Origin of the sequence: Prevotella merdae, assembly GCF_900290275.1 — a bacterium.
Classification (GTDB): Bacteria; Bacteroidota; Bacteroidia; order Bacteroidales; family Bacteroidaceae; genus Prevotella; species Prevotella merdae.
The window spans coordinates 1,162,417-1,184,073 of the sequence record NZ_LT985324.1 but is presented as its reverse complement, the minus strand read 5'-3'; the positions used below and the strand labels follow the sequence as shown (position 1 = coordinate 1,184,073).

The 21,657-nt window shown below is 47.7% G+C and carries 16 protein-coding genes; 12 read left to right on the top strand and 4 right to left on the bottom strand.

The annotated features are described in order from the left end of the window. Positions 1-15 precede the first annotated feature (15 nt). A complete protein-coding gene (locus C9991_RS11485) occupies positions 16-2,418 on the top strand; it encodes a BACON domain-containing protein (RefSeq protein ID WP_106812635.1) in 2,403 nt (800 codons plus the stop codon). Between the two features lie 1,042 nt (positions 2,419-3,460). Here the strand turns inward: C9991_RS11485 and C9991_RS11480 are convergent. The 4 genes from C9991_RS11480 to C9991_RS11465 form a co-directional block, all read right to left on the bottom strand. Further along, positions 3,461-7,084 carry an Eco57I restriction-modification methylase domain-containing protein gene (locus C9991_RS11480; RefSeq protein ID WP_106812634.1) on the bottom strand — a complete coding sequence of 1,208 codons (3,624 nt, stop codon included), beginning with the start codon at positions 7,082-7,084 and terminating at the stop codon, positions 3,461-3,463. A 19-nt stretch (positions 7,085-7,103) separates the two neighbouring features. Next, positions 7,104-8,021 carry a restriction endonuclease subunit M gene (locus C9991_RS11475; protein WP_106812633.1) on the bottom strand — a complete coding sequence of 306 codons (918 nt, stop codon included), beginning with the start codon at positions 8,019-8,021 and terminating at the stop codon, positions 7,104-7,106. Positions 8,022-8,034: 13 nt separating this feature from the next. Then, entirely contained in the window at positions 8,035-8,607 is a 573-nt protein-coding gene (gene xpt / locus C9991_RS11470; protein ID WP_106812632.1) for a xanthine phosphoribosyltransferase, read from the bottom strand. Positions 8,608-8,679: 72 nt separating this feature from the next. After that, the gene (locus tag C9991_RS11465) at positions 8,680-9,663 is read right to left on the bottom strand and encodes a GNAT family N-acetyltransferase (RefSeq protein ID WP_106812631.1); all 984 of its coding nucleotides are present in this window, start codon (positions 9,661-9,663) and stop codon (positions 8,680-8,682) included. 365 nt (positions 9,664-10,028) lie between these two features. On the opposite strand from C9991_RS11465, the gene C9991_RS11460 reads away from it, so the two are divergent. From C9991_RS11460 to C9991_RS11410, 11 genes are all read left to right on the top strand, one after another. Continuing rightward, the gene (locus C9991_RS11460; RefSeq protein ID WP_255414792.1) at positions 10,029-10,817 is read left to right on the top strand and encodes a Rossmann-like and DUF2520 domain-containing protein; all 789 of its coding nucleotides are present in this window, start codon (positions 10,029-10,031) and stop codon (positions 10,815-10,817) included. An 8-nt stretch (positions 10,818-10,825) separates the two neighbouring features. Then, a complete protein-coding gene (locus C9991_RS11455; protein WP_106812629.1) occupies positions 10,826-11,344 on the top strand; it encodes a KdsC family phosphatase in 519 nt (172 codons plus the stop codon). Positions 11,345-11,707: 363 nt separating this feature from the next. Then, the gene (locus C9991_RS11450) at positions 11,708-12,286 is read left to right on the top strand and encodes a Maf-like protein (protein WP_198643798.1); all 579 of its coding nucleotides are present in this window, start codon (positions 11,708-11,710) and stop codon (positions 12,284-12,286) included. A 175-nt stretch (positions 12,287-12,461) separates the two neighbouring features. Beyond that, entirely contained in the window at positions 12,462-13,457 is a 996-nt protein-coding gene (locus C9991_RS11445) for an AAA family ATPase (protein WP_106812830.1), read from the top strand. 20 nt (positions 13,458-13,477) lie between these two features. After that, entirely contained in the window at positions 13,478-14,347 is an 870-nt protein-coding gene (locus C9991_RS11440) for a DUF58 domain-containing protein (RefSeq protein WP_106812628.1), read from the top strand. Positions 14,348-14,404: 57 nt separating this feature from the next. Then, positions 14,405-15,475, top strand: coding sequence for a BatD family protein (locus tag C9991_RS11435; protein WP_198643797.1), 1,071 nt, complete (start codon positions 14,405-14,407; stop codon positions 15,473-15,475). Positions 15,476-15,539: 64 nt separating this feature from the next. Continuing rightward, positions 15,540-16,538 (top strand): vWA domain-containing protein, encoded by a 999-nt coding sequence (locus C9991_RS11430; protein WP_106812627.1) that lies wholly within the window; start codon positions 15,540-15,542, stop codon positions 16,536-16,538. A gap of 14 nt (positions 16,539-16,552) precedes the next feature. After that, positions 16,553-17,575 (top strand): vWA domain-containing protein, encoded by a 1,023-nt coding sequence (locus C9991_RS11425; RefSeq protein WP_106812626.1) that lies wholly within the window; start codon positions 16,553-16,555, stop codon positions 17,573-17,575. Between the two features lie 45 nt (positions 17,576-17,620). Further along, a complete protein-coding gene (locus tag C9991_RS11420) occupies positions 17,621-18,310 on the top strand; it encodes a tetratricopeptide repeat protein (RefSeq protein ID WP_106812625.1) in 690 nt (229 codons plus the stop codon). Between the two features lie 30 nt (positions 18,311-18,340). Next, positions 18,341-20,914, top strand: coding sequence for a BatD family protein (locus tag C9991_RS11415; protein WP_106812624.1), 2,574 nt, complete (start codon positions 18,341-18,343; stop codon positions 20,912-20,914). Positions 20,915-20,950: 36 nt separating this feature from the next. Further along, on the top strand, positions 20,951-21,652 hold the full coding sequence (locus C9991_RS11410; protein ID WP_232823317.1) for a phosphatase PAP2 family protein: 702 nt from the start codon (positions 20,951-20,953) through the stop codon (positions 21,650-21,652). Positions 21,653-21,657: the final 5 nt, after the last annotated feature.

The following is a 21,657-nucleotide window of genomic DNA, read 5'->3' as shown; positions in this document are numbered from 1 at the left end:
TTAAAAGACAACAATATGTATATCAAGAAATTGACAATTTGGCTCTTCATGCTCTTGGCTATGGTGTCGACTGCTTGCAGCGACATCAGAGACATTGTAGGAGGCGGCACGCAAGACTTGCCGTCCGATGGAGTTGTGCTGACTCTTAAGTTGCCTAATTTCACCAAGAATACTGTGGCGACAAGAGCAGCAACCGAGCGGCAAATCAACAGCCTCTGCGTATTGTGCTACGATGCAGAAGACAAGTATCTCGGCATGAGCAATATTTCAAGCGCGGACATCAAGCCTAAGGGCAGCGACTCTTATGATGTTAAGGTGAAGGCTGTGCCCGGAACAGCCACGCTACATATTGTAGCCAATACCAACATATCAAAGAGCGACGCCAAGGATGCTGATGGCAAGAACAACCTGTACAACGCAACACGCGGCGGCAACCCCAACCTCGACGCTCCCGTTTGTTGGGGAAGCGTAAAGGTGGACGACCTGCTTAATAGCAAAACCAAAGTGTGGTTGTTCCGACAGTTTGCCAAGGCGTCTGTTACAAAGGATGATACTAAGGTGAAAAACTTCGAGATTACTGGTTTCAAGCTCTTCAACACGGCAACAAAGGGCACAATAGCCACCACTGCGTTGGATAAAGATGTGTCTCTGCCTTCGTCGGTAGCTTACACGAAAGAGGGAAACTATAGTATGGGCGAGCATCCTTTCTACGAGACACCTGCTGGCAAAGCATACATGATAATTAAGGCAAAGTATAATGGCGGACCAGATACCTTTTATAAAGTGGAGTTCTTTAACAACGGCACTTCAACGCAGATGGATCTTCTTCGCAACCATCATTATCAGGTTAAGGTTACGGCTGTAAACCATGAAGGATGGGCTACAGATACAGAGGCAATAAATAATCCCCCAGAGAACAGACTGTCTGTAGAAGTGAAGGACGACAATCCGCGTATTGTGGACATGATAGCATGTAAGGACTACGAACTTGGTGTGTGTGGCAAGCAGACTGTATTGGGTAAGGAAAAGACGGCTACAATTACGTTTGTAACAACCAAGCAGCACCCTGAAGATTTTAGTGTAGTTTCGAACAGCCCTGATTGGATTTCAGTTCCCACTGATTATAAAACAAAAGCATCGTATATTGATTTGCCAACAACTGCTGGACCCTACTCGTCAAGAGGCAGACTGTACACTATCGAACTTACTCTGACCGAGAACTGCGAATCGACTGCGCATACTGGTACTGTGACAATAACATCAGGCGACTTGTCGCGCGGTGTAGAGATTACACAGTTGGGCTACGACTTCCGTACTGATCCAAATAGAATTGTGCAGATACGAGGACTAGCCGGGCTTACTCAGGATGAACAGAAAAACTACTTCCTCTGGATGAACTCGCTTCAGGGCATAACACCGGCGGAAAACCAAGGCAGAGTGCGCAACGACGGATTGCACTTCTTTGTGGGCAACAATCCTGTTTACTATCTTATACCACATCTTACCGGTGACCACATGGAGTACGACGCCTCGCGAGTGAATGTTGAGGAGATTACCGATGGCGACAACAACTTCTACAAGGTGACGCTGGCCGCGGCTAATAATTATGAAAGGTGGATTAGTAGTGAGGGTGTCACCATTATATCCATCACCAACGCGAGAACCAATATTAAGGTATCCTATCCGGTTTATCATGTAGGATTGTTCGCAAAGTTGACAACTGCTTATCAGCTTGGCAATAGCAAGGCTTCGGGATGGTACTATTATGAGATGGTTGACGTAAAGGCTAAGGTTACCAAAACAGACGGAACTACCGAGGACAGAACCTACCACATGCTCGACCGCAACCTTGGTGCCACAAACAACGGCTACTACTCTCCTGCCACAACCGCGCTTGAAGGCAACAAGGGAGCAATAGGTGGTTACTTCAAAATTTCGGTAGCCGAAAATTCTAATGATGCTAAGAACCAAAACACTGTGGTAGATGCTTTGGCAATAGGCGACTTCAAGGTGTGCGACAACATGTGTCTGCGAGGTCTTATCGACAACAACAATAACTTGGCGATAGTAGAGGAGAAGACTCATTATGGCGAGGTGTACAACTGTCTGAGAATTAATACGGAAGAAAGGGATATTCCCCAGATATTTATCCCGATGAGCGGATATTATGAGGGCAAGACCGACGAGGATGCGATTTACAAGGACAGTAATCATGCCAACCTATGGACAAGCTCACGTCTGGCTGGTTATCAGGGATTCTCGGAAAGCAGTCCTGAGTACGGCTTCTGGTACTTGTATCTCGATGCTTTCGGCAAGAGCCTAAACTTGTCAAACTACCGATTTGTGTCGGGTTCGTCGGGAAATAATACGAAACGATATAGAGCCATGCCAGTAAGACTCGTTGCCGAAGATAAGTAAATATAGTAGCGGAGACTAAGTGAAAAGGGAAAAGGGAGTTTAAGTGAAAAGTGAAGAGGGAAAAATCCAATAGTTCCCCTCGGGTTCCTCAAGTGGTACGCCCCGAAGTGGGCTAGGAGCAATTCTCGGGTTCCCTCTGGTCACCCGAGGTTAAGCATAATTCGCCGCCTTCGGCGACAATATGAACCTATAAGTAGCGGAGGTCTCCGGCCTCCGCAGCACCAAGTCGAATACAAATCATCATTAATAATAATAGAGTTNTAAAGAGAACATGAGGCTTGGTTGGGCTTTGCCCAACACTCCTTTCTTGCGGTATCCTCACTTAAACCATTGGATTTTTCACTCTTCACTTTTCACTCTTCACTTAACATCTCCTTTGCTTGTAGTTCCCCACAGAATGCACAGATTACACAGAAGCCTACGGGATTAAGGTTTTGGAATACACAGAGCGTATAGACGCTGCGCGTCATACGACAGAAGGCACAGAATTGATAGCTTGTGTAGCGTCGCCGAGGTTAAGCATGGCGAAAGGCTCTTGTACTTGTATCTCCTTGCTTGTAGTTCACCACAGCGCGCAGACCAGCAAGCATTCATTTCTGTGGATTCTTGCCTCGCGAAGCGTAGGCTATTCTGTGGATTCGAAAAGTTTTATGCCCGTAGGCTTCTGTGTAGTCTGTGCATTCTGTGGGAACTACATACAAAAGAACTACAAGTAAAAATTATGCCCATCGTTTGACGCCACCGCAGAATACAAGGATTTGTTAGCGTGTCATTAAGGTCATTTGTCATTAAGGTTATTTTCGATTTCTGATTAAAACCAAACAAAGCGCCCTGTAAGGGCAAAAGCATTGATAATCGACGCTTCTGCCCTTACAGGGCGCTTTGCTTTTGAATGCAATACAGAGGGTGTGTCAAAATAGGAGTTATCGGAAGTTAAGAAGAAGTTAATCCATCTACGATGGATGGGAGGTCCGCTAACTTCCGTTAACTTCGGGCGAAGCCCAAACTTCCGTTAACTCCTATTTTGACACCCCCACTACTTTTACATCTCCTTTATGGTATTATCGGCAACAGCCCTTTCGGTGTCCGTAATGCCATATTTCTCGAACAGTTGTCGGTCGATGTTAGGAATGTCGTTGGTTGTCCAGCAGATGTCGCTGTTGCTTGTGAAGTCTTCTGTAGGAACAAACATAAACTTCTCAGGCGAGAGGTCTTGCGACGTGATGGTTTGTAGCATGAGGTAGCGTGCAAACTTGGTGCTGAGGTAAGCCATAAAGTTGTCGGCCTCTTCCTTGGTGTTGTAGGCTCCGCCCACCAGATAGCTCTGTGTGCACACTACAGCAGGTGGCAGCACGGTCATAGCCGAGAGGACGCGGAACTTGCCGTTGCGGTCGGGTGTGCCTGCATGCTCGCATGTGGCCTTTGAGAACACCACTTTGTACATGTCGGTCCAAGCGGCATTCTTCTTGATGTCGGCACGAGCCACGTATGTGGTAGCGCCCGACGACTTAAGCTCTACAGCTGTTGTGTCCTGCTCGGGGTTGGCTGTACCGCGATAGGTGCTGACGAATCCGAATGGGGTCTGTCCGCTGACCTGTGTGTTGAGCGTGCCCTTGCACTTGTCGAGAACCTTGTTGATGAACGACAGCGCCCCGTTGTTGCGCACGAAGATAGGGAACTGGTTGAGGTCGCGCTCGCAGGTGTTGGATGTTCCGTGCAGCGTGTTAGTAAAGCGGCATCCCTTCTTGTGGCGTGCGTCCCAAAGGAAGTAGTTGACGCCGCCCGAGATGTCAACGGTAGGGAAGAGGTCCTTAGAGTCGACATAGTCGAAGATAGACCTCATGCGATGGTCGGAGAGCATGGTGCGGCGGAAGTTCTCCAGTCCGCGTCCTCCGGTAAACCAGCGCGAAGGCATAATCATGGAGATGTAGTTGGGTTTCATCTCGCGTGCTACCTCTACAAACTGGTTGTAGAGCGGAATGCCGTAGTTGTCCTTCTGCTCACCAATATTCACTTGATATGGCGGGTTGCCGATGATGGCATCGAATTTCATATCCTTCTGCTTGTTAATGTTCCAAAAATTCTCGCCGTCGGCCAGCGTGCGCATCAGCTTGCGCTTGTACACCATAACGAGCGATGTCTGATCCTCAAGAATCTTTATGTTGGCCTTGATGTCCTGACGATAGCCAAGAAGAGTGCGTCGTGTGATGCGCTCGGCTATGCGTGTGCGGCAAATGGCAAAGATATTGTTTTCGACGATTTCCTTCCATAGTGCCTCTGAGTCCTCGTCGGATATCATGTCGAACAAACCTTGCGACTGTCCGCTGCGCAGCTTGTACATAGAGAAGGCTGCGTAGAGCGAGTAGAGTCCGGTTTTTGACGTAAGGTCGAGGATGCGTGCCTTCTGGTTCATGAGCACACGCTCGGTAACGTCGCCGTTGTAGACGAATCGTGGGTCGGATATAGGCTTATTGAACTTTTCGTTGAAGAAGCAATAGCCTCCTATGGTGTCGGCAAGCTGGCGGTTTACGGTACGCCATGGTGTGAGCACAGTTTCGCGGTCGGGATAGCAGAAGTCGGCAAGAATGTCGGCTACCTCGGCTACGCGCTCGTTTACGGGCAGGGTGTCGGCACGTTGCAAGCGGTTGAATATTGCCTTGGCTGTAGCCACGAAGATGTCCTCGCGATAGAAGTACTTAAGGCGCTGGAATAGCTTAAGGGTGATGCCCTTAGGCATGAACTCGCGCCACGACTCGGCATCGATGCTGCGTATGAACGAGTCGAGTGTTAGGCCCTCTATGCGGTCGACCGTACCGTAAATAAGTATAGGGAATCGACTTGAAATCTGGTTGAGTATAGCTATTGCGCGCTGACGTGGCGTAAGTCGGCGTGTGGCCTCGCGCATGGCAGCAACAGCAGTTTCCTCGGCCTTTGCCTGCTTCTCGCGTGCAGCCTTCTCCTTGGCGTTGTTTGTGGTCTTGCGCTTGTTGCGTCCTAACGACTCGGCTATCATCTCGCGGTTGCTTTGTCGTTCAGAAGCGATGCCACGCACAATGGCCTCGGCCACTTGGTCGAGCAGGCGTATGTCTTGCTGTCGTAGGTTGTCGAGGTTGCCGTATAGGCAGTCGTCTCTAAATCCGTTGCGTATGAGCGAGTCGGAGTAGGCCGATGTTACGTTGCGTATGAACGCCTCGGTGTCGAAGCGTGTTTGTTTTGAAGCCGAGATCTCTGTAATGGGGCACAAGTCAAGGAATTCGGTGAGCTTAGCCACACGTTCCTCTTGGTTTGAGGTGTAGGTGTTGTTGTTGACGTATTGGTCTACCACGGTGAGTGTGCGGCAAGGCGAGAAGTCGATGGCGTAGCATTCTGTCTTGACGCGCGCATCGGTATATGGGCTTTGACATCTGAAGATAGTCTGGAAGTAGCGCATGCCACCCGTTTCGGCTGCGCCTGCAAGCATAAGCACGGCTGTCCATTCGGGTACCGACACGCCCATGGTTAGGCGTCCGCACGAGAGAGTTATGGTGAGCTTGTTGTTGGCAATTGCCGTTTTAACACGTTCGAGAGCGTCGCGCTCGTGCTTGGTCTGCTCGTATATGTCTGAACGTTCCTCGGCAGAGTTGCCCTCGCCAGCAACGTCTACAATGGCGTACTGGCCAAAGGGGTTGTCGGGTGTCTGCTCAGACAGGATGCGTGCAAGGCAATGAGCAGCCTGAACGCCCGGCACGTACCAAAGGGTGTGGTCGAGCGAGCCAGCCAGCTGCTTGTTGGCGTAGGGATATAGTTTGTTGGTGCTGTTCTTGCTTATTAGTTTGACAAACTTGCGCACGTCGGCCTCGTGTACAAAACGAGTTGTGGCGCCGTTTGTAGCTTCGTCCGCCGGAACATTCTCGGTACGGAAGAGCTCGGCAAAGTTGAATGCGCCAGTTTCGCTTATGCGGTAGCTGCGCATTTCGCGTGCCAGGTTGTAGGTAATGATGTTCATGCGCGCCAGACCCTCGTAAGGATTGGGCTCGTTGGCATGGGCTTGAGTCCATGCTGCCTTGGCCGACTGTTCCATGCAGTAGTCCCAATGATACACCTCGGTATTGTCGAACATCTGCTGAATGTTGTAAGGCGTGCCCGATAGGTACAATGTGCGCAGGGTGCGACGCTTCTGCAGTTCGCCAATAACGTCGCGTCCGAGACGTGACATAATGCCCTCGTGAGCCTCGTCGACAATAAGGAAGTCCCAATGGGTGTTGAAGATATGGTCGTTCTTCTCGATGCCCTTCTGCTGGTTTACGCGCTTGGAGCCTCTGAGGTCTTGCATAGAGGCAAAATAAATGTAATGGGTGTTTTTGTCTTGTTTAGCCTTAGCTTCTATAGCCTCGAAGGTCTGGGCGTCGAACGCCACGGCGTTTGGGTCTTTGCAGCCAAATAGCCAGCCGTCGAGCTTAAGCTTAAGCAACGACTCAAACCACTCGCCACGCACGTTGGGTCGATGGGTAAGGATGAGTGTTCGGCGATAGCCACACAGTCTTGCCACCTCAAGTGCGCAAAGAGTCTTTCCGAAACGCATCTTTGCATTCCAAAGCATCTTTCGGTTGCGTTTCAGACTGTTCACGGTGAGGTCGATAGCCTGTTGCTGTTCAGAGCGAAAAACTATGTTGTTGGTGGATGTCATTTATATCAAATTCTGATTTTTATTTCTTTATAAGTTGCTTGAAGATTATCTGTTTGCCCTTAAGTGGTTCGGTTCCGTGCCATTCCATTATGGTGCACAAATTATCCGTGTCGGGTATGGTGAATCGTGTGCCGTCCATCTGCCAAATGTTCCATGCTATTATCTCGGCCGCCTTAACAATGGCCGAAAGGTGAGGCATGCGCCCCCAGCGTGCCATGTAATACTCGCAGAAACTGATGAGCAACGTCTCTCTTGACAGAAACACGTTGTCGCCCTGCCAGTCGAAGCCATAGACAGACTGCAAGGCTTGGTAGGCCTTGCGCAGCCAATGTCGCTTGTTGAACTTGGTGGACTGTGTGGGCGTGTTCTCGTTCACCACGCGCATCTTGCGGTCGAATATGCCGATGCGGTTGTCGATGCTGATGTGCTCGCCAGTAGTGGTGTCGTAGCGGCTTGCAAGGTAGGGAGCCTCGCCGCAAGCCATCTCCATGCGTCGGCATCGCACATACTTCATCCACGACTTGTCTTCGGGAAACTCAACCCTCTCTTGGCGTGTCTGCCATGTGTGGGTACCATTGTCGAGTGTGATCTCGGTATTGAACACGTTGCTGTAGCCAAACCAATGCTGGTCAACCAGATTGTTTTGTGCGTTGCAAATCCATGCCGGCGTAAACACCTCGCCACGGTCCTTGGCACGCGCTGTTTGCAGCGACTCGTGCTTGTAGACTCGTGGCTGTATAATATCACGATTTACCCCCGACACTTGCTCTATAAGTATAGGCGAAGAGTGGGGGTATCCATAATCGTCGGTTGCCCAAGAAATGTTGGCAGACAGGCCTTGACCACTTAACGACTGGTCCCTAAGCAGGATGGCAAGTAGGCGAGGATTGTTGCGTACGACGCCGTCTATGTGGTTGTTGTGTCTTTTAGTGGCCATGCCTTAAAAGGGTTTACTGTTCCTTAATCTTAATCTCGCAGTTGTCGAGCGACTCGATGATGGCAAGCGACTCTACGCGCACGCCACGTTCGCGCAGATATTGTCCGCCGTCCTGGAAAGCCTTCTCTATGATGAAGCCCATGCCCTCGAGTGTAGCTCCAGCCTGCTGGCATAGGTCGATGATGCCCTTTGCGGCATTGCCGTTGGCAAGGAAGTCGTCGATAAAGAGCACGTGGTCGTTGGCAGTTAGATAGTCGCTGCTGATGATAACGTCGTAGTCGCGTTGCTTTGTGAACGATGTAACCTTAGTTGTCAACATATTGTCAAGCGTGCTCGGCTTCTTTTTCTTGGCAAAGACAACGGGGAGGTTCATTAGAAATCCCATCATGATAGCCGGGGCGATGCCAGAGGCCTCTATCGTTAGAATCTTGTTCACCTTGGTGCTTGCAAAGCGGCGTATAAACTCAACGGCGATGTCCTTCATCAGATTAGGATCCATCTGGTGGTTGATGAATTTGTCTACTTTAAGAATGCCGCCTGGGTAGCATTTTCCGTCTTTAAGAATTCTGTCTCTAAGAGCTTTCATCGTTTCTATTATTTTTTTTTAAAGTTAAATATCGTGTTGATAAAATCGAAATGTAGCGTATGTTCTGCCTGTCTATTCGCTGTAAATCCAGCTGAAGAGCCTATTGAGCCATGCAAAGGGTGTGCGGAACCAACGGTATTTGGTAACAGGCTTTCCGCCGAAGCTTAAGATGAACTCGCGCATGGAAGAGTGCTCGAAAGGCAGTCCGGCGTCAAGGAAGTAGAGGTGCCGATAGCCTGTCTTGTGAGCGTCGTTGAGTACGGTCCATACTGTGTGCGACATAGGCGATAGCGCCATGCGCCTCTTGTTGTTGTAGGCAAGATACCATATGTAGGCATTGCCTTCGGAGTAGATGCACACGCATGTGGCAACCACCTTCGTGCCTTGCTTGGTTACAAACACCTTGCTGTGGCCAGACTTGACAAGCATGCGCAGCTCTTCTATCTTGGGCACGGTACGGCGCGGCTTGAATCTGAAGTGGCGCCTTAGCAAGCGTGCTGCATCTGCCAGTTCGTTGCTTGAGGCTTGGGCCACACATGCTGTAGAGCCACTTTGTTGGGCTCGGTCTATTCTGTGCCGAGCCTTCTTGGATAGGCGGTCGGCAGGTGGCAGGCTATGCAATGAGTTGTGAATCTCTTGCCACGATATGGGGAAGTAGCCGTTGGCTCTGAACGCCTCGTAGCCAAACATCTTATTAGAAAGGTGGCTAAACTCGATGTACAGACAAAGGCGGTTGTTGAACCGGGCCGTTACCGCATTGAGAAAGCGCCCGAAGATAAGGTTCTTGTCTATCCCCTCGTTGTATTCGCCCTCGCCATAAACGCGCCCATGCAGATAGACTACAGGCGGCAACAGAGACCTGTGAAAGAATATTGTGGTCAACATGTGGGCCACGACATGCCCTGTCCCGTCCTCGGCTATAGCCATACAGGGTTCTTGCATAGGGGTGGCTTCGAGTATGCGAAAGAAGTCAACGCTATGAAAGAAATTATGGCTTGCAATGTCGGGCAAATCTGATTCGTGTGATATCAATCGTATGCTTACCTCTTCTTTCATTCGGCAAAAATACCAAAACTTTTTTAAAAAACGGCAGTCTGCCTGTTGTTTTTGCAAAAAGCGTGAATAAATGTGCCAATGTCAGTTTTTATGATTAACTTTGTAACTGAACCTAAGCAAGTTCAATAATTGAACTTTCGCAAGTTCAGAAGTTAATGGTATTAAAGAAGTTAACACTCCCTTCGGTCGTTCAGGAAGTTAACGGACAATAGCTTTATTGCTTAAACAATTGGGCATTTGTCCATTAACTTCACGAGCGAAGCGAGTTATCTTCTGATAAATTCCGATAACTTCTTTCGCTTGCGAAACTTAAATAATATAATATTGTGGAAGAGGCGAGCGATTCTGCAACCACCTATTTATATATGAATCATATTGAGAAAATGAAAACAGTTATTGTAGGAGCTGGCAACGTGGCCACTCATATAGCCAAGACACTTGCGGCACACAATTGTGCTCCAGTACAGATATGGAGCAGACATGCTGATACGGCTGCTGTACTTGCCAAAGAGGTGGGCAGCAAGGCTGTTGCACGATTTGAGGATATTGATACTGATGCCGACGTATACATCATATCTGTGGCCGACCAGGCCCTTGAAGGGGTGATAAAAGACTTGTGCAGATACTGTAAGCAAGGGGTTTTTGTGCATACTGCTGGAACAATGTCGATGGACTTGTTTGAGGGCGAATGCAACCATTATGGTGTGCTTTATCCTATGCAGACATTCTCCAAGGATAAAGCATTGGATTTCAAGAAGGTGCCTTGTTTTGTTGAAGCTTCTGACCAAATGGCCTACGAGGCTATAATGCAGCTTGCAAACACTTTGTCGGACAATGTGCATAGGCTGGAAGGCAAGGACCGCAAGTGGCTGCATGTGGCAGCTGTCTTTGCATGCAACTTTGCCAATGCTTGCTACACAATGGCAGAGCGCATACTGAGAGAGCATGGGTTGGATTTTGATGTTATGCTGCCACTTGTGGACGAGACTACAGCCAAGTTGCATAGTATGTCGCCAGTAGAGACTCAAACAGGTCCGGCAGCCCGTAACGACCATAACGTGATGAACCGGCATATGGACATGCTGAAGGATAATGCAGACATGCAGGCGGTTTACCGGATGATGTCGGAAATAATAATGAACAGCAAAAAATAGAAAAACGTATGATAGATTATGATTTGACAAAGATACGTGCCGTTTTCTTTGATGTGGACGGCGTGTTGTCGGCAGAAACAATAACCATGTCGTCTGATGGCGAACCGTTGCGCACGGTAAATATCAAGGACGGCTATGCCATTCAGCTTGCGTGCAAGAAGGGGCTGCGTATTGCCATCATAACAGGTGGCAACACAATGGCCGTAAACAAACGATACACCGGACTGGGTGTTGAGGATGTGTACATGGGCGTTAAGGAGAAAGTGTTGTTTTATCGCGAACTGCTTAAGAAGTACGGACTGAAGAGCGAGGAGGTGATTTATGTAGGCGACGACATTCCCGACTACGAGATTATGCGCGAGGTGGGGTGTGCATGCTGCCCGAAAGACGCTTGTGTAGAGGTGAAGAGCGTGAGTAGATACATAAGCGACCGTAACGGAGGATATGGAGTGGGGCGCGACATTATAGAGCAAGTGTTGAAGGCTCAGGGCAAATGGATGGACAATAGCGACGCATTTGGCTGGTAACTTCCTGAACTTTAGCAAGTTCATAGAATTCAGAAGTTAAAGAAGTTAACGCTCCCTACGGTCGCTAGAAGTTATAGCCATTACTCTTTTTGCTGAATATTCAGCTATAAAGCATATGGCTTTAACTTCTTTAACTTCTCTAAATTCTCTAATTTCATAGAATTCAGAAGTTAAAGAAGTTAGCGCTCCCTACGGTCGCTAGAAGTTCTTGCTAAGGCAAGCGGCAAAGCCGAGCGATAGCCAATAGCCTTTTTGCTGAATATTTAGCTATAAAGCATATGGCTTTAACTTCTCTAACTTCTCTAAATTCTATAACTTCTTAAAAACCTATAACTTCTTTAATTTCTCTAACTTCTTAAAAATATGATGAAGATAATATTGGCAAGCAACTCTCCACGACGCAAGGAACTGCTTGGTGGACTGGGCGTAGACTTTGAGGTGAAAGTGTTGAAAGGTGTGGACGAATCGTATCCAGAAAGTCTGCCCGCAACCGACGTAGCCGAATATATAGCAGCCGAAAAGGCAGCCGCCTACACCGTAAAGGACGACGAACTGCTGATAACAGCCGACACGGTTGTAATAGTAGGTAGGGACATTCTGGGCAAGCCAGCCGATGCGGCAGACGCATGCGGAATGCTGCGCGAACTGAGTGGCAAGACCCACCAGGTTGTAACAGGTGTGTGCCTGACAACAAGCAAGGAGCAACGCCGTTTTTCGGTAACAACAGACGTAACCTTCAAACAACTGTCCGACGCCGAGATAAACTATTATGTAGACAAGTACAAGCCTTATGACAAGGCAGGCGCCTATGGCATTCAGGAATGGATAGGATACATAGGTGTGACGGCACTCAGCGGCAGCTATTATAACGTAATGGGATTTCCGGTTCAGCGTGTCTACGAGGAACTGACCACGCATTTTGGCTTGGATTTTACCGAATAATACTACGGGTAAGTAAGAAATTGTGACATTTTAATATATTTTAGACAGTAGATTTCGCCTCTGAAATAATAATTCTGTAATTTTGCGCATCGTTATGCAGCCACACTTTATACAGCTTTGTGGCTGCATGCGTAAAAAGATAGAAAACAAAACACGTATTTTAAAAAATATAAATATGTCAGAATCTATTGATATTCGCCAGCTTAACGCGCGAATTGAACAGCAAAGTAGCTTTGTCACCAACCTGGTGACTGGTATGAACCAAGTTATTGTAGGACAGAAACATCTTGTAGAGTCGTTGCTCATCTCTCTATTGAGCGATGGTCATATATTGCTTGAGGGTGTGCCTGGTTTGGCCAAGACACTTGCCATAAAAACACTATCACAGCTTATTGACGCCGATTACAGCCGCATACAGTTTACTCCAGACCTTCTTCCTGCCGACGTTGTGGGTACGCTTGTTTACTCGCAGAAGGACGAGAACTTCCATGTAAAGAAGGGTCCGGTATTTGCCAACTTTGTATTGGCAGACGAGATAAACCGTGCTCCGGCAAAGGTGCAGAGTGCGTTGCTCGAGGCTATGCAGGAGCATCAGGTAACTATCGGCGAGCAGACATTCCCTCTGCCTACACCATTCCTCGTGATGGCAACACAGAACCCAATAGAGCAGGAAGGAACCTATCAGCTGCCAGAGGCACAGGTAGACCGTTTTATGCTTAAGGTTGTGATAGGCTATCCAACACTTGAGGAGGAGAAGCTGATTATACGCCAGAACATCAAGGGCGAGCATAAGAAGGTGTTGCCGGTAACTACAGCCGAGGAGATACTCAAGGCACGTGCCGTTGTAGAGGAGGTTTATATCGACGAGAAGATAGAACAGTATATTGCCGACATTGTGTTTGCAACCCGCTATCCTGAGAAGTACGGCCTTGCAGAGCTTAAGGACCTTATAACATTTGGCGGTTCGCCACGTGCAAGTATCTCGCTTGCCAAGGCAGCACGCGCCTACGCCTTTATCAAGCGTCGCGGATATGTTGTGCCAGAGGATGTGCGTGCCGTAGTGCATGATGTTATGCGTCATCGTATTGGACTCTCGTACGAGGCAGAGGCAAGCAACATTACCAGCGAAGAAATCATTTCGAAGATTGTTAATAAGGTAGAAGTGCCTTAATGATTAGATAGACAAGTGACATGGAAACGTCAGAGATATTAAAAAAGGTTCGCAAGATAGAGATAAAGACACGTGGACTGAGCCAGAACATATTTGCCGGACAGTATCACTCGGCCTTCAAGGGTAGGGGTATGGCTTTTGCCGAGGTGCGCGAGTATCAGTTTGGCGATGATGTGCGAGATATCGACTGGAATGTCACGGCACGTTTCCGCAAACCATATGTCAAGGTGTTCGAGGAGGAGCGTGAGCTTACTGTTATGCTCCTCATCGATGTTTCCGGCTCTTTGGACTTCGGCACACGCAAGTGCATGAAGTCTGACATGGCTGTGGAAATGGCGGCAACAATAGCCTTCAGCGCTATTCAGAACAACGACAAGATTGGTGTTATCTTCTTTTCCGACCGTATCGAGAAGTACATTCCGCCCAAGAAGGGACGCAGGCACATTCTCTATATCATACGCGAGATGCTCGACTTTCATCCCGTTAGCCACAATACCGACATAGGCGAGGCCGTGGCTTTCTTCACACGTATGATGAAACGACGCACAACAGCGTTTGTTCTAAGCGACTTCTACGACAGGCACGACTTTACGCGTCAGATGCAGATAGCCAACAACAAGCATGATGTTATGGCTATTCAGGTGTACGACCGTTGGGCAAAGCAGTTGCCGGACGTAGGGCTTATGAAGATAGCAGATGCCGAGACAGGACATGAGATGTATATTGACACAAGCAGCAAGCGTGTGCGTCAGGCACATGCACGCCATTGGATTGAGCACGAAAGCATGCTGCGTGACACTTTCTCGCGCTCTAAGGTAGACTGGGTGTCGGTAGCAACCGACGAGGACTACGTTAAGGCCATGATGATGCTCTTTGCCTCGAGAGGTTGAGGCTGAGTGTAGAGAAGCTCCTTGGACTAAGGGGCTGTCTAAAACAAGTTATTGAATATGAAACATATATTAATTTCTGCTATATTGTCGTTGGCTGTGGGCGTAGGACACGCTCAGTCGGTGAGCGTGGTGTCGAAGATAGATACCATGACTATTCTCATCGGACAGCAGACACGTATGACGGTAGACGTTACAGCACGCAAGGGTGCAAAGGTGGTGTTTCCGCACTTCAAACGCACACAGTATATTGTGCCAGGTGTTGAGGTGTTGGACGACACAAAGGCCGATACGTCTGATGTTGACGGAATGATGCGCGTCAGCAAGACATTCACACTTACAAGTTTCGACGAGCATCTTTATGCCATTCCAGGCTTGAAGGTAAAGGTCGACGGCAAATCATATGCATCAAACCAGTTGGCATTGAAGGTGATTACTTGCGATGTCGACACTTTGCATCCTGAGCATTTTTATCCCCCTAAAGATGTTCAGGACAATCCGTTTTTATGGGCAGAGTGGAGCCCGCTGTTCTGGATGGGTATTGTGCTGATGCTGCTTGTGCTTGGTTTCGGCTATCTTGTGCTGCGACTCAAGCAGAACAAACCTATCGTCACACGCATACGTGTAGTGAAGAAAATACCGGCACACCAGAGGGCCCTTTCAGAGATAGACCGACTTAAGGCCGAGCATTTCGATACAGCCGACGAGCAGAAACAATACTATACATTGCTTACAGACACGTTGCGTAAGTATATCCGCGAGCGTTTCGGCTTTAACGCAATGGAGATGACAAGCTCGGAAATATTGGAGCAGCTACAGAGCGTGGGCGACGATACAAAGATAGACGAGTTGCGCGAACTGTTCAATACAGCCGACTTGGTGAAGTTTGCCAAGTATTCGTCGTTGCTTAACGAGAAGGACATGAACCTTGTAAACGCCATCAACTTTATCGACCAGACCAAGCGCGACGAGGCTCCAACCGAGGAGAAGATTGTGCCTAAGCTTACAGAGGACGAGGCAAAGACACGCCAGAACCGAATAACAATCAAGACGCTCTTGTGGTCGGTTGCTGTGGTTGCTGTAGGTATGTTGGGTTATATTGTCTATCATGTTTATCTGCTGCTCGAATAGAATGCAATAGCTTGAGCTACAGAAGGATATATAAGCTTACTTGAATAGAAAGTAGAATAAGAAAATGGAATTTGCTAACAAAGAATATTTCATATTGCTCGTCTTGCTTATACCTTATATAATATGGTATTTGCTGTACCAAAAGAAGAGCGAGCCAACAATGCGTGTAAGCACAACTGCTGCTTACCGCAATGCGCCCATCAGCTGGAGACAACGTATAATACATGCTCCTATGGTGCTGCGTTGTCTTTGCTTTGCAATGGTGGTGTGTGTGCTTGCACGTCCTCAGACATATAATGCCTGGGACAGCAAGTCGGTAGAGGGCATCGACATCATGCTTGCTATGGACGTGTCTACGTCTATGCTTGCCGAGGACCTGAAGCCTAACCGTCTTGAGGCTGCAAAGAATGTGGCTGCCGAGTTTATATCGGGCCGTCCTAACGACAACATCGGACTAACAATCTTTGCAGGCGAGTCGTTCACACAATGTCCTATGACAACCGACCACGCATCCCTGCTTAGTCTGTTGGGTGGCGTGCGTACAGACATAGCTGCTCGTGGCATTATCTCGGACGGTACGGCAATAGGCATGGGATTGGCAAATGCCGTGTCGAGACTTAAGGACTCGAAGGCAAAGAGCAAGGTGATAATTCTTCTTACCGACGGTAGCAACAACATGGGCGACATATCGCCAATGACCAGCGCGGAGATAGCAAAGAGCATGGGCATACGTGTCTACACCATTGCCGTAGGTACAAACAAGGTTGCGCCTTATCCTGTGCCGGTGGCAGGTGGTGTGCAATATGTGAACATGCCTGTAGAGATAGATACCAAGACACTTGCCAATATAGCATCTACCACTAACGGCAATGCCTATCGTGCAACAAACAACAGCGAGTTGAAGCAGATATACAAGGACATCGATGTGCTCGAAAAGACAAAGATGGATGTAAAGCGATTCTCAAAGCGATACGAGGCCTATCAGCCGTTTGCCATTGCTGCTTTTGTGTTGCTGCTTATGGAGATAATGCTCAAACTCACAGTGTTACGTAGAATTCCTTAAAGTATAAGATAGAAATGTTGAAGTTTGAAGACCCTACATATTTTTGGCTGTTATGGATTATTCCGTTGTTGGCAGTTGTACGTATTGGCGTACTATGGCAACGCCGTAAACGTCTGCAAAAAATAGGCGATGCAGCCTTGCTTAAACAGCTTATGCCCGATGTGTCGAAGGCACGTCGTGAGTGGAAGTTTGGTTTGCTTATGGCAGCCATAGCCTTGATGGTGGTGATGCTTGCACGTCCACAAATGGGCTCAAAGGTGTCTAACGACAAGCGTAATGGCATCGAGACTATCATTGCCATAGATATAAGCAACTCGATGTTGGCACGCGACGTTGTGCCTTCGCGTCTTGACAAGAGCAAGATGTTGGTCGAGAACTTGGTAGACAACTTTACCAACGACAAGATAGGACTTGTAGTTTTTGCTGGCGACGCCTTTGTGCAATTGCCTATAACGAGCGACTATGTGTCGGCCAAGATGTTCTTACAGAGTATAGCCCCTTCGCTCATCACTACCCAAGGCACAGATGTGGCGCGTGCAATAACACTTGCATCCAACAGCTTTACCCAGCAGCAAGGTGTAGGTAGAGCCATCATACTGATAACCGATGGTGAGGATCATGAGGGCGGAGCCGAGGAAGCAGCCAAGCAGGCACGCAAGAAAGGCATAAATGTATTCATACTTGGCATAGGCAGCACCAAGGGTGCTCCAATACCAGTAGGCAATGGCGACTACTTGAAAGACGCAAGCGGCAATGTTGTAATGACAGCCTTAAATGAGCAGATGTGTCGTAGTGTGGCCCAGGCTGGTAGTGGTACATACATACATGTGGACAATACAAGCGACGCTCAAGAGAAGTTGAACTCCGAACTGTCCAAACTCCAGAAGGGCGAGACACAGAGTGTTGTGTATAGCGAGTATGCAGAACAGTTCCAGGCGTTTGCCATTTTGGTGCTGATATTGCTCATTGTGGAAGCTTGTTTGTTGGAGGCAAAGAACCCGTTGTTCAAGAATATTAAGTTTTTCAAGAAACAATAGGGTCTACAATCTTTAGATATGAAATGTTTTGTAAATACATATAGCATGAAGAGATTTCTATTTGTTATGGCGTTGTTGTTGGCTTATACCATCTCGGGAATGGCGCAAACCGACAGACAATACATTCGTAGCGGCAATAAATATTATCGTCAACAAAACTTTGTAAAGGCAGAAGCCGAGTACCGAAAGTCGTTATCTGTTAATCCTGAAAACCCACAGGCTCTCTACAATCTTGGTTGTGCCCTTGTTATGCAGAAAAAGGATTCGGTAGCCGTACAGCAGTTTGAGAAGGCTGCCAAGATAGAAACGGGCAGAATGCGCAAGGCAAAGATTTATCACAACATAGGGTTTGTGTGCCAGAGCCATAAATTGTATGGCGATGCGATAAACGCATATAAGGAGAGTTTGCGCAACAATCCTGCTGACAACGAGACCCGTTACAACCTTGCCTTGTGCCAACGTCTTAACAAGTCGGAGCAAAACCGCAACAAGAACAATCAGAACAAGAACAAAGACAAGCAGAAGAAGGATAAAGACAAGAAGCAAGACCAAAACAAGGACAAGAACAACAACAAGCAAGACAAGGAGAATAAGGAAAAGCAGCAAGAGAAGATGAGCCGCGACAATGCCGAGCAGCTGCTTAATGCCGCTATGCAGAACGAGCAAGCCACACAACGTCGTGTGAAGGATGCTATGCGACAGACACGTTCGCGTAAATTGGATAAAAACTGGTAGTTGCTGAAACGTAAATATATTATATAGATAATGAAAAAGACTTATATATTAATGGTATTATTTATGCTCTGCGCATTTTTGGTTAATGCGCAGAACATAACAGTTTCGGCTCCTTCGAATGTGGCTGTTGGAGAAAACTTCCGTATATCCTATACAGTAAATACACAGGATATTGACGATTTTAGAGCCGGCAACATACCTTCAGGATTGGAGGTTATAGCAGGACCTTACACTTCAAAGCAGTCGAGCTATCAGTTTGTTAACGGTCATACCAGCAGCTCGTCGTCAATAACCTATACTTATACTTTGTATGCCGAGAAAGCAGGAACATATACTTTGTCGGCTGCTCATGCCCGTATTAATGGCAGGCAGGTAGCATCGCATGCTGTACGTATTGTTGTTTCTGGCTCGGGTCGTCGTGGCAATGGCGCTCCAAGAATGCACGACGAGGATGTTTCGCCATCTAATGCAAGTGGACGAATTACAGGCAACGACCTCTTTGTAAGGGTAACAGCCAACAAGAAACGTGTGCACGAGCAGGAGCCAATACTCCTTACTTATAAGGTTTACACTCTTGTAGATCTTACCTCGCTTGACGGTAAGATGCCCGACCTTACAGGATTTCATACCCAGGAAGTGCCTCTGCCGCAGCAGAAGAGCTATCATATAGAGCGTCTCAACGGTCGCAACTACCGTTGTGTAACGTGGAGCCAGTATGTTATGTTCCCGCAGATGACGGGTAAATTGTCTATTCCAAGCATAACATTCAAGGGTATTGTTGTACAGCAGAACCGTTCGGTCGATCCATTTGAAGCCTTCTTTAATGGCGGTTCTGGATATGTCGAGGTTAAGCGCAACATCGTGGCGCCAGGTCTTGACATTGTTGTAGATCCGCTTCCTAACAAACCAGCCGACTTCTCGGGTGGAGTAGGTCGCTTTACCATATCAGCCCAACTCAACCATACTACAGTAAAGGAAGGCAATCCCCTTACCTTGCGTGTTGTGGTGGGAGGTATTGGCAACCTTAAGCTTGTAAAGCAGCCTGTTGTAGAATTTCCAAAGAACTTTGAGAAGTACGACCCTAAGGTTACAGACAAGACCAAGCTGACAACCAACGGTATTGAGGGCAATATGATTTTCGATTATCTGGTTGTTCCTCGCAACCGCGGCGAATACACCATTCCAGCCGTATCTTTGGTTTACTACGACACAGCCTCAAACACGTATAAGACAATAAAGACACAGCCTATAACCGTAAATGTAGAAAAGGGCGACGGCAACAGTTCGTCTGTAAGCGATTATTCTGACGAGCAGAACACAGACATTCGTCCAATCAAGGAAGGCAAGGCCTCGTATATGGATGAGAATAATCTGTACTATGGCTCGATGGGCTATTGGTTGGCAGTAGTTCTGCTTATTGGAGTCTTCGTGGCATTGGTCGTAATCTTCAGAAAGCGTGCTGTCGATAATGCCGATATAGTAAAGACTAAGGGCAAGCGTGCAAACAAGGTTGCAACCAAACGTCTGAAGAAAGCCAACCGTCTGATGCTTGCTGGCAACCAGAACGAGTTCTATGACGAGGTGTTGCGTGCTCTATGGGGATATGTAAGCGACAGGATGAACATGTCAGTAGAGAAACTCTCTCGTGAGAACATTTCGGATACCCTTATTGGTCGTGGCATTACACAGGCAACAATCGACAAGTTTATCAATGCTCTTGACGAGTGCGAGTTTGAGAGATATGCTCCAGGCGATGCTGCTGGTAACATGAACAAAACTTATGATTCGGCTATTATGGCTATTATGGATATTGAAACATCGTTGAAGGAAATCAAGAAGAAGAAGCCAGCAGATGTTACAATGGGCATTCTGCTTATGCTGTTCTTTGCTTTCAGCTTCAGCCTACCATCATCGGCAATAACCAAGGATAATGCCGATGCCGAGTATGCCAAGGGCAATTATCAGCAGGCAGCTGTAGATTACAACGAACTGCTCAAGTCGCAGAAGAGTGCTGAGCTTTACTACAATCTTGGCAACTGCCATTATCGTTTAGGCAATATTACACAATCTGTTATTGCCTACGAGAAGGCACAACGCCTGTCGCCTTCCGATCGTGACGTGCGTTACAATCTTGAGTTTGTGCGCAGCAAGACAATCGACAAGATAACACCCGTAGACGAGTTCTTCTTTTTGTCATGGTTCAAGTCGGTAGTCAACTTATTTGGTATCGACGGTTGGGCACGTGTGGCAATAGGCTCGCTTGTGTTGTCGCTTTTAATGTGGTTGCTCTTCTTGTTTGGCACAAGTGTGTGGATGCGCAAAACCGGATTCTATGCCGGTATGGTGTTGGCAGTATTGTTTGTATGCTCCAACATCTTTGCATGGCAGCAGAAGTTGAATCTTGAGCGACACGACACGGCTGTGGTTACGGCACCAACAATAAATGTAAAGAAGACACCTGCCGATACAGGCTCGGATGCTTTCGTTATACACGAGGGAACGAGTGTTAAAATTACCGACCGCACTATGCGCAACTGGTTTGCCATAATTCTTGCCGATGGCAAGGAAGGCTGGGTAAAGCGCAGTCAGGTGGAGGTGATTTGATAAGCAGGTGTATAAAACAATTTAATTCGCAGAAAATTGACAGACATTCAGAATATATTGCAATTCGACCAAGATTTGCTGTTGGCATTAAATGGCAGCAATTCGTTGTTTCTTGACGGGTGGATGGCATGCCTCACGTGTGGATTCACATGGATACCATTATATGTGTCGTTGCTGTATCTTGTAATCAAGAACAACGAGACAATGGCGCAGATACTGTTGATATTGGGATGCTCGTTGCTGTGTGTGGTTATGGCCGACGGCGTTGCCGACTTTATTGTGAAGCCACTTGTAGGCAGATGGCGACCAAGCAACGATCCGTTCATAAAGTATGCGGTTAGAGTGGTAGGCGGAATGCGCGGAAGCGACTATGGTTTCTTCTCGGCACATGCTGCCAATACGTTCTCTATAGCAATATTCTTTTGCTTGCTTGTACGAAGCAAAATATTGAGCACGTCGCTTATCGTGTGGTCGCTCGTTAATTGCTATACCCGAATGTATCTCGGACTTCATTATCCACTCGACATCCTTTGCGGATTGTTGTGGGGTGGTGTGGTAGGAATTGTATCTTACATCGTTTACCATAAGGTTTACAGCCGTATAGCTCCGGCCAACAACTACATATCTACACAATACACATCCACGGGCTACAGCCTCTCTGATATAGACATTGTGGAATTGGTACTAATACTAACATTTATATATACGGTAATAGCAGCCGTATTGATATACAACTAATTGAA

Excerpts from the sequence above, each read along its gene's own strand:
- C9991_RS11440 (WP_106812628.1), top strand. The coding sequence starts at position 13,478 with ATGGAAACGTCAGAGATATTAAAAAAGGTTCGCAAGATAGAGATAAAG.
- C9991_RS11415 (WP_106812624.1), top strand. The coding sequence starts at position 18,341 with ATGAAAAAGACTTATATATTAATGGTATTATTTATGCTCTGCGCATTT.
- C9991_RS11485 (WP_106812635.1), top strand. The coding sequence starts at position 16 with ATGTATATCAAGAAATTGACAATTTGGCTCTTCATGCTCTTGGCTATG.
- C9991_RS11445 (WP_106812830.1), top strand. The coding sequence starts at position 12,462 with ATGTCAGAATCTATTGATATTCGCCAGCTTAACGCGCGAATTGAACAG.
- C9991_RS11425 (WP_106812626.1), top strand. The coding sequence starts at position 16,553 with ATGTTGAAGTTTGAAGACCCTACATATTTTTGGCTGTTATGGATTATT.
- C9991_RS11480 (WP_106812634.1), bottom strand. The coding sequence starts at position 7,084 with ATGACATCCACCAACAACATAGTTTTTCGCTCTGAACAGCAACAGGCT.
- C9991_RS11430 (WP_106812627.1), top strand. The coding sequence starts at position 15,540 with ATGGAATTTGCTAACAAAGAATATTTCATATTGCTCGTCTTGCTTATA.
- C9991_RS11460 (WP_255414792.1), top strand. The coding sequence starts at position 10,029 with ATGAATCATATTGAGAAAATGAAAACAGTTATTGTAGGAGCTGGCAAC.
- C9991_RS11450 (WP_198643798.1), top strand. The coding sequence starts at position 11,708 with ATGATGAAGATAATATTGGCAAGCAACTCTCCACGACGCAAGGAACTG.
- C9991_RS11455 (WP_106812629.1), top strand. The coding sequence starts at position 10,826 with ATGATAGATTATGATTTGACAAAGATACGTGCCGTTTTCTTTGATGTG.
- C9991_RS11420 (WP_106812625.1), top strand. The coding sequence starts at position 17,621 with ATGAAGAGATTTCTATTTGTTATGGCGTTGTTGTTGGCTTATACCATC.
- C9991_RS11435 (WP_198643797.1), top strand. The coding sequence starts at position 14,405 with ATGAAACATATATTAATTTCTGCTATATTGTCGTTGGCTGTGGGCGTA.
- C9991_RS11465 (WP_106812631.1), bottom strand. The coding sequence starts at position 9,663 with ATGAAAGAAGAGGTAAGCATACGATTGATATCACACGAATCAGATTTG.
- xpt (WP_106812632.1), bottom strand. The coding sequence starts at position 8,607 with ATGAAAGCTCTTAGAGACAGAATTCTTAAAGACGGAAAATGCTACCCA.
- C9991_RS11475 (WP_106812633.1), bottom strand. The coding sequence starts at position 8,021 with ATGGCCACTAAAAGACACAACAACCACATAGACGGCGTCGTACGCAAC.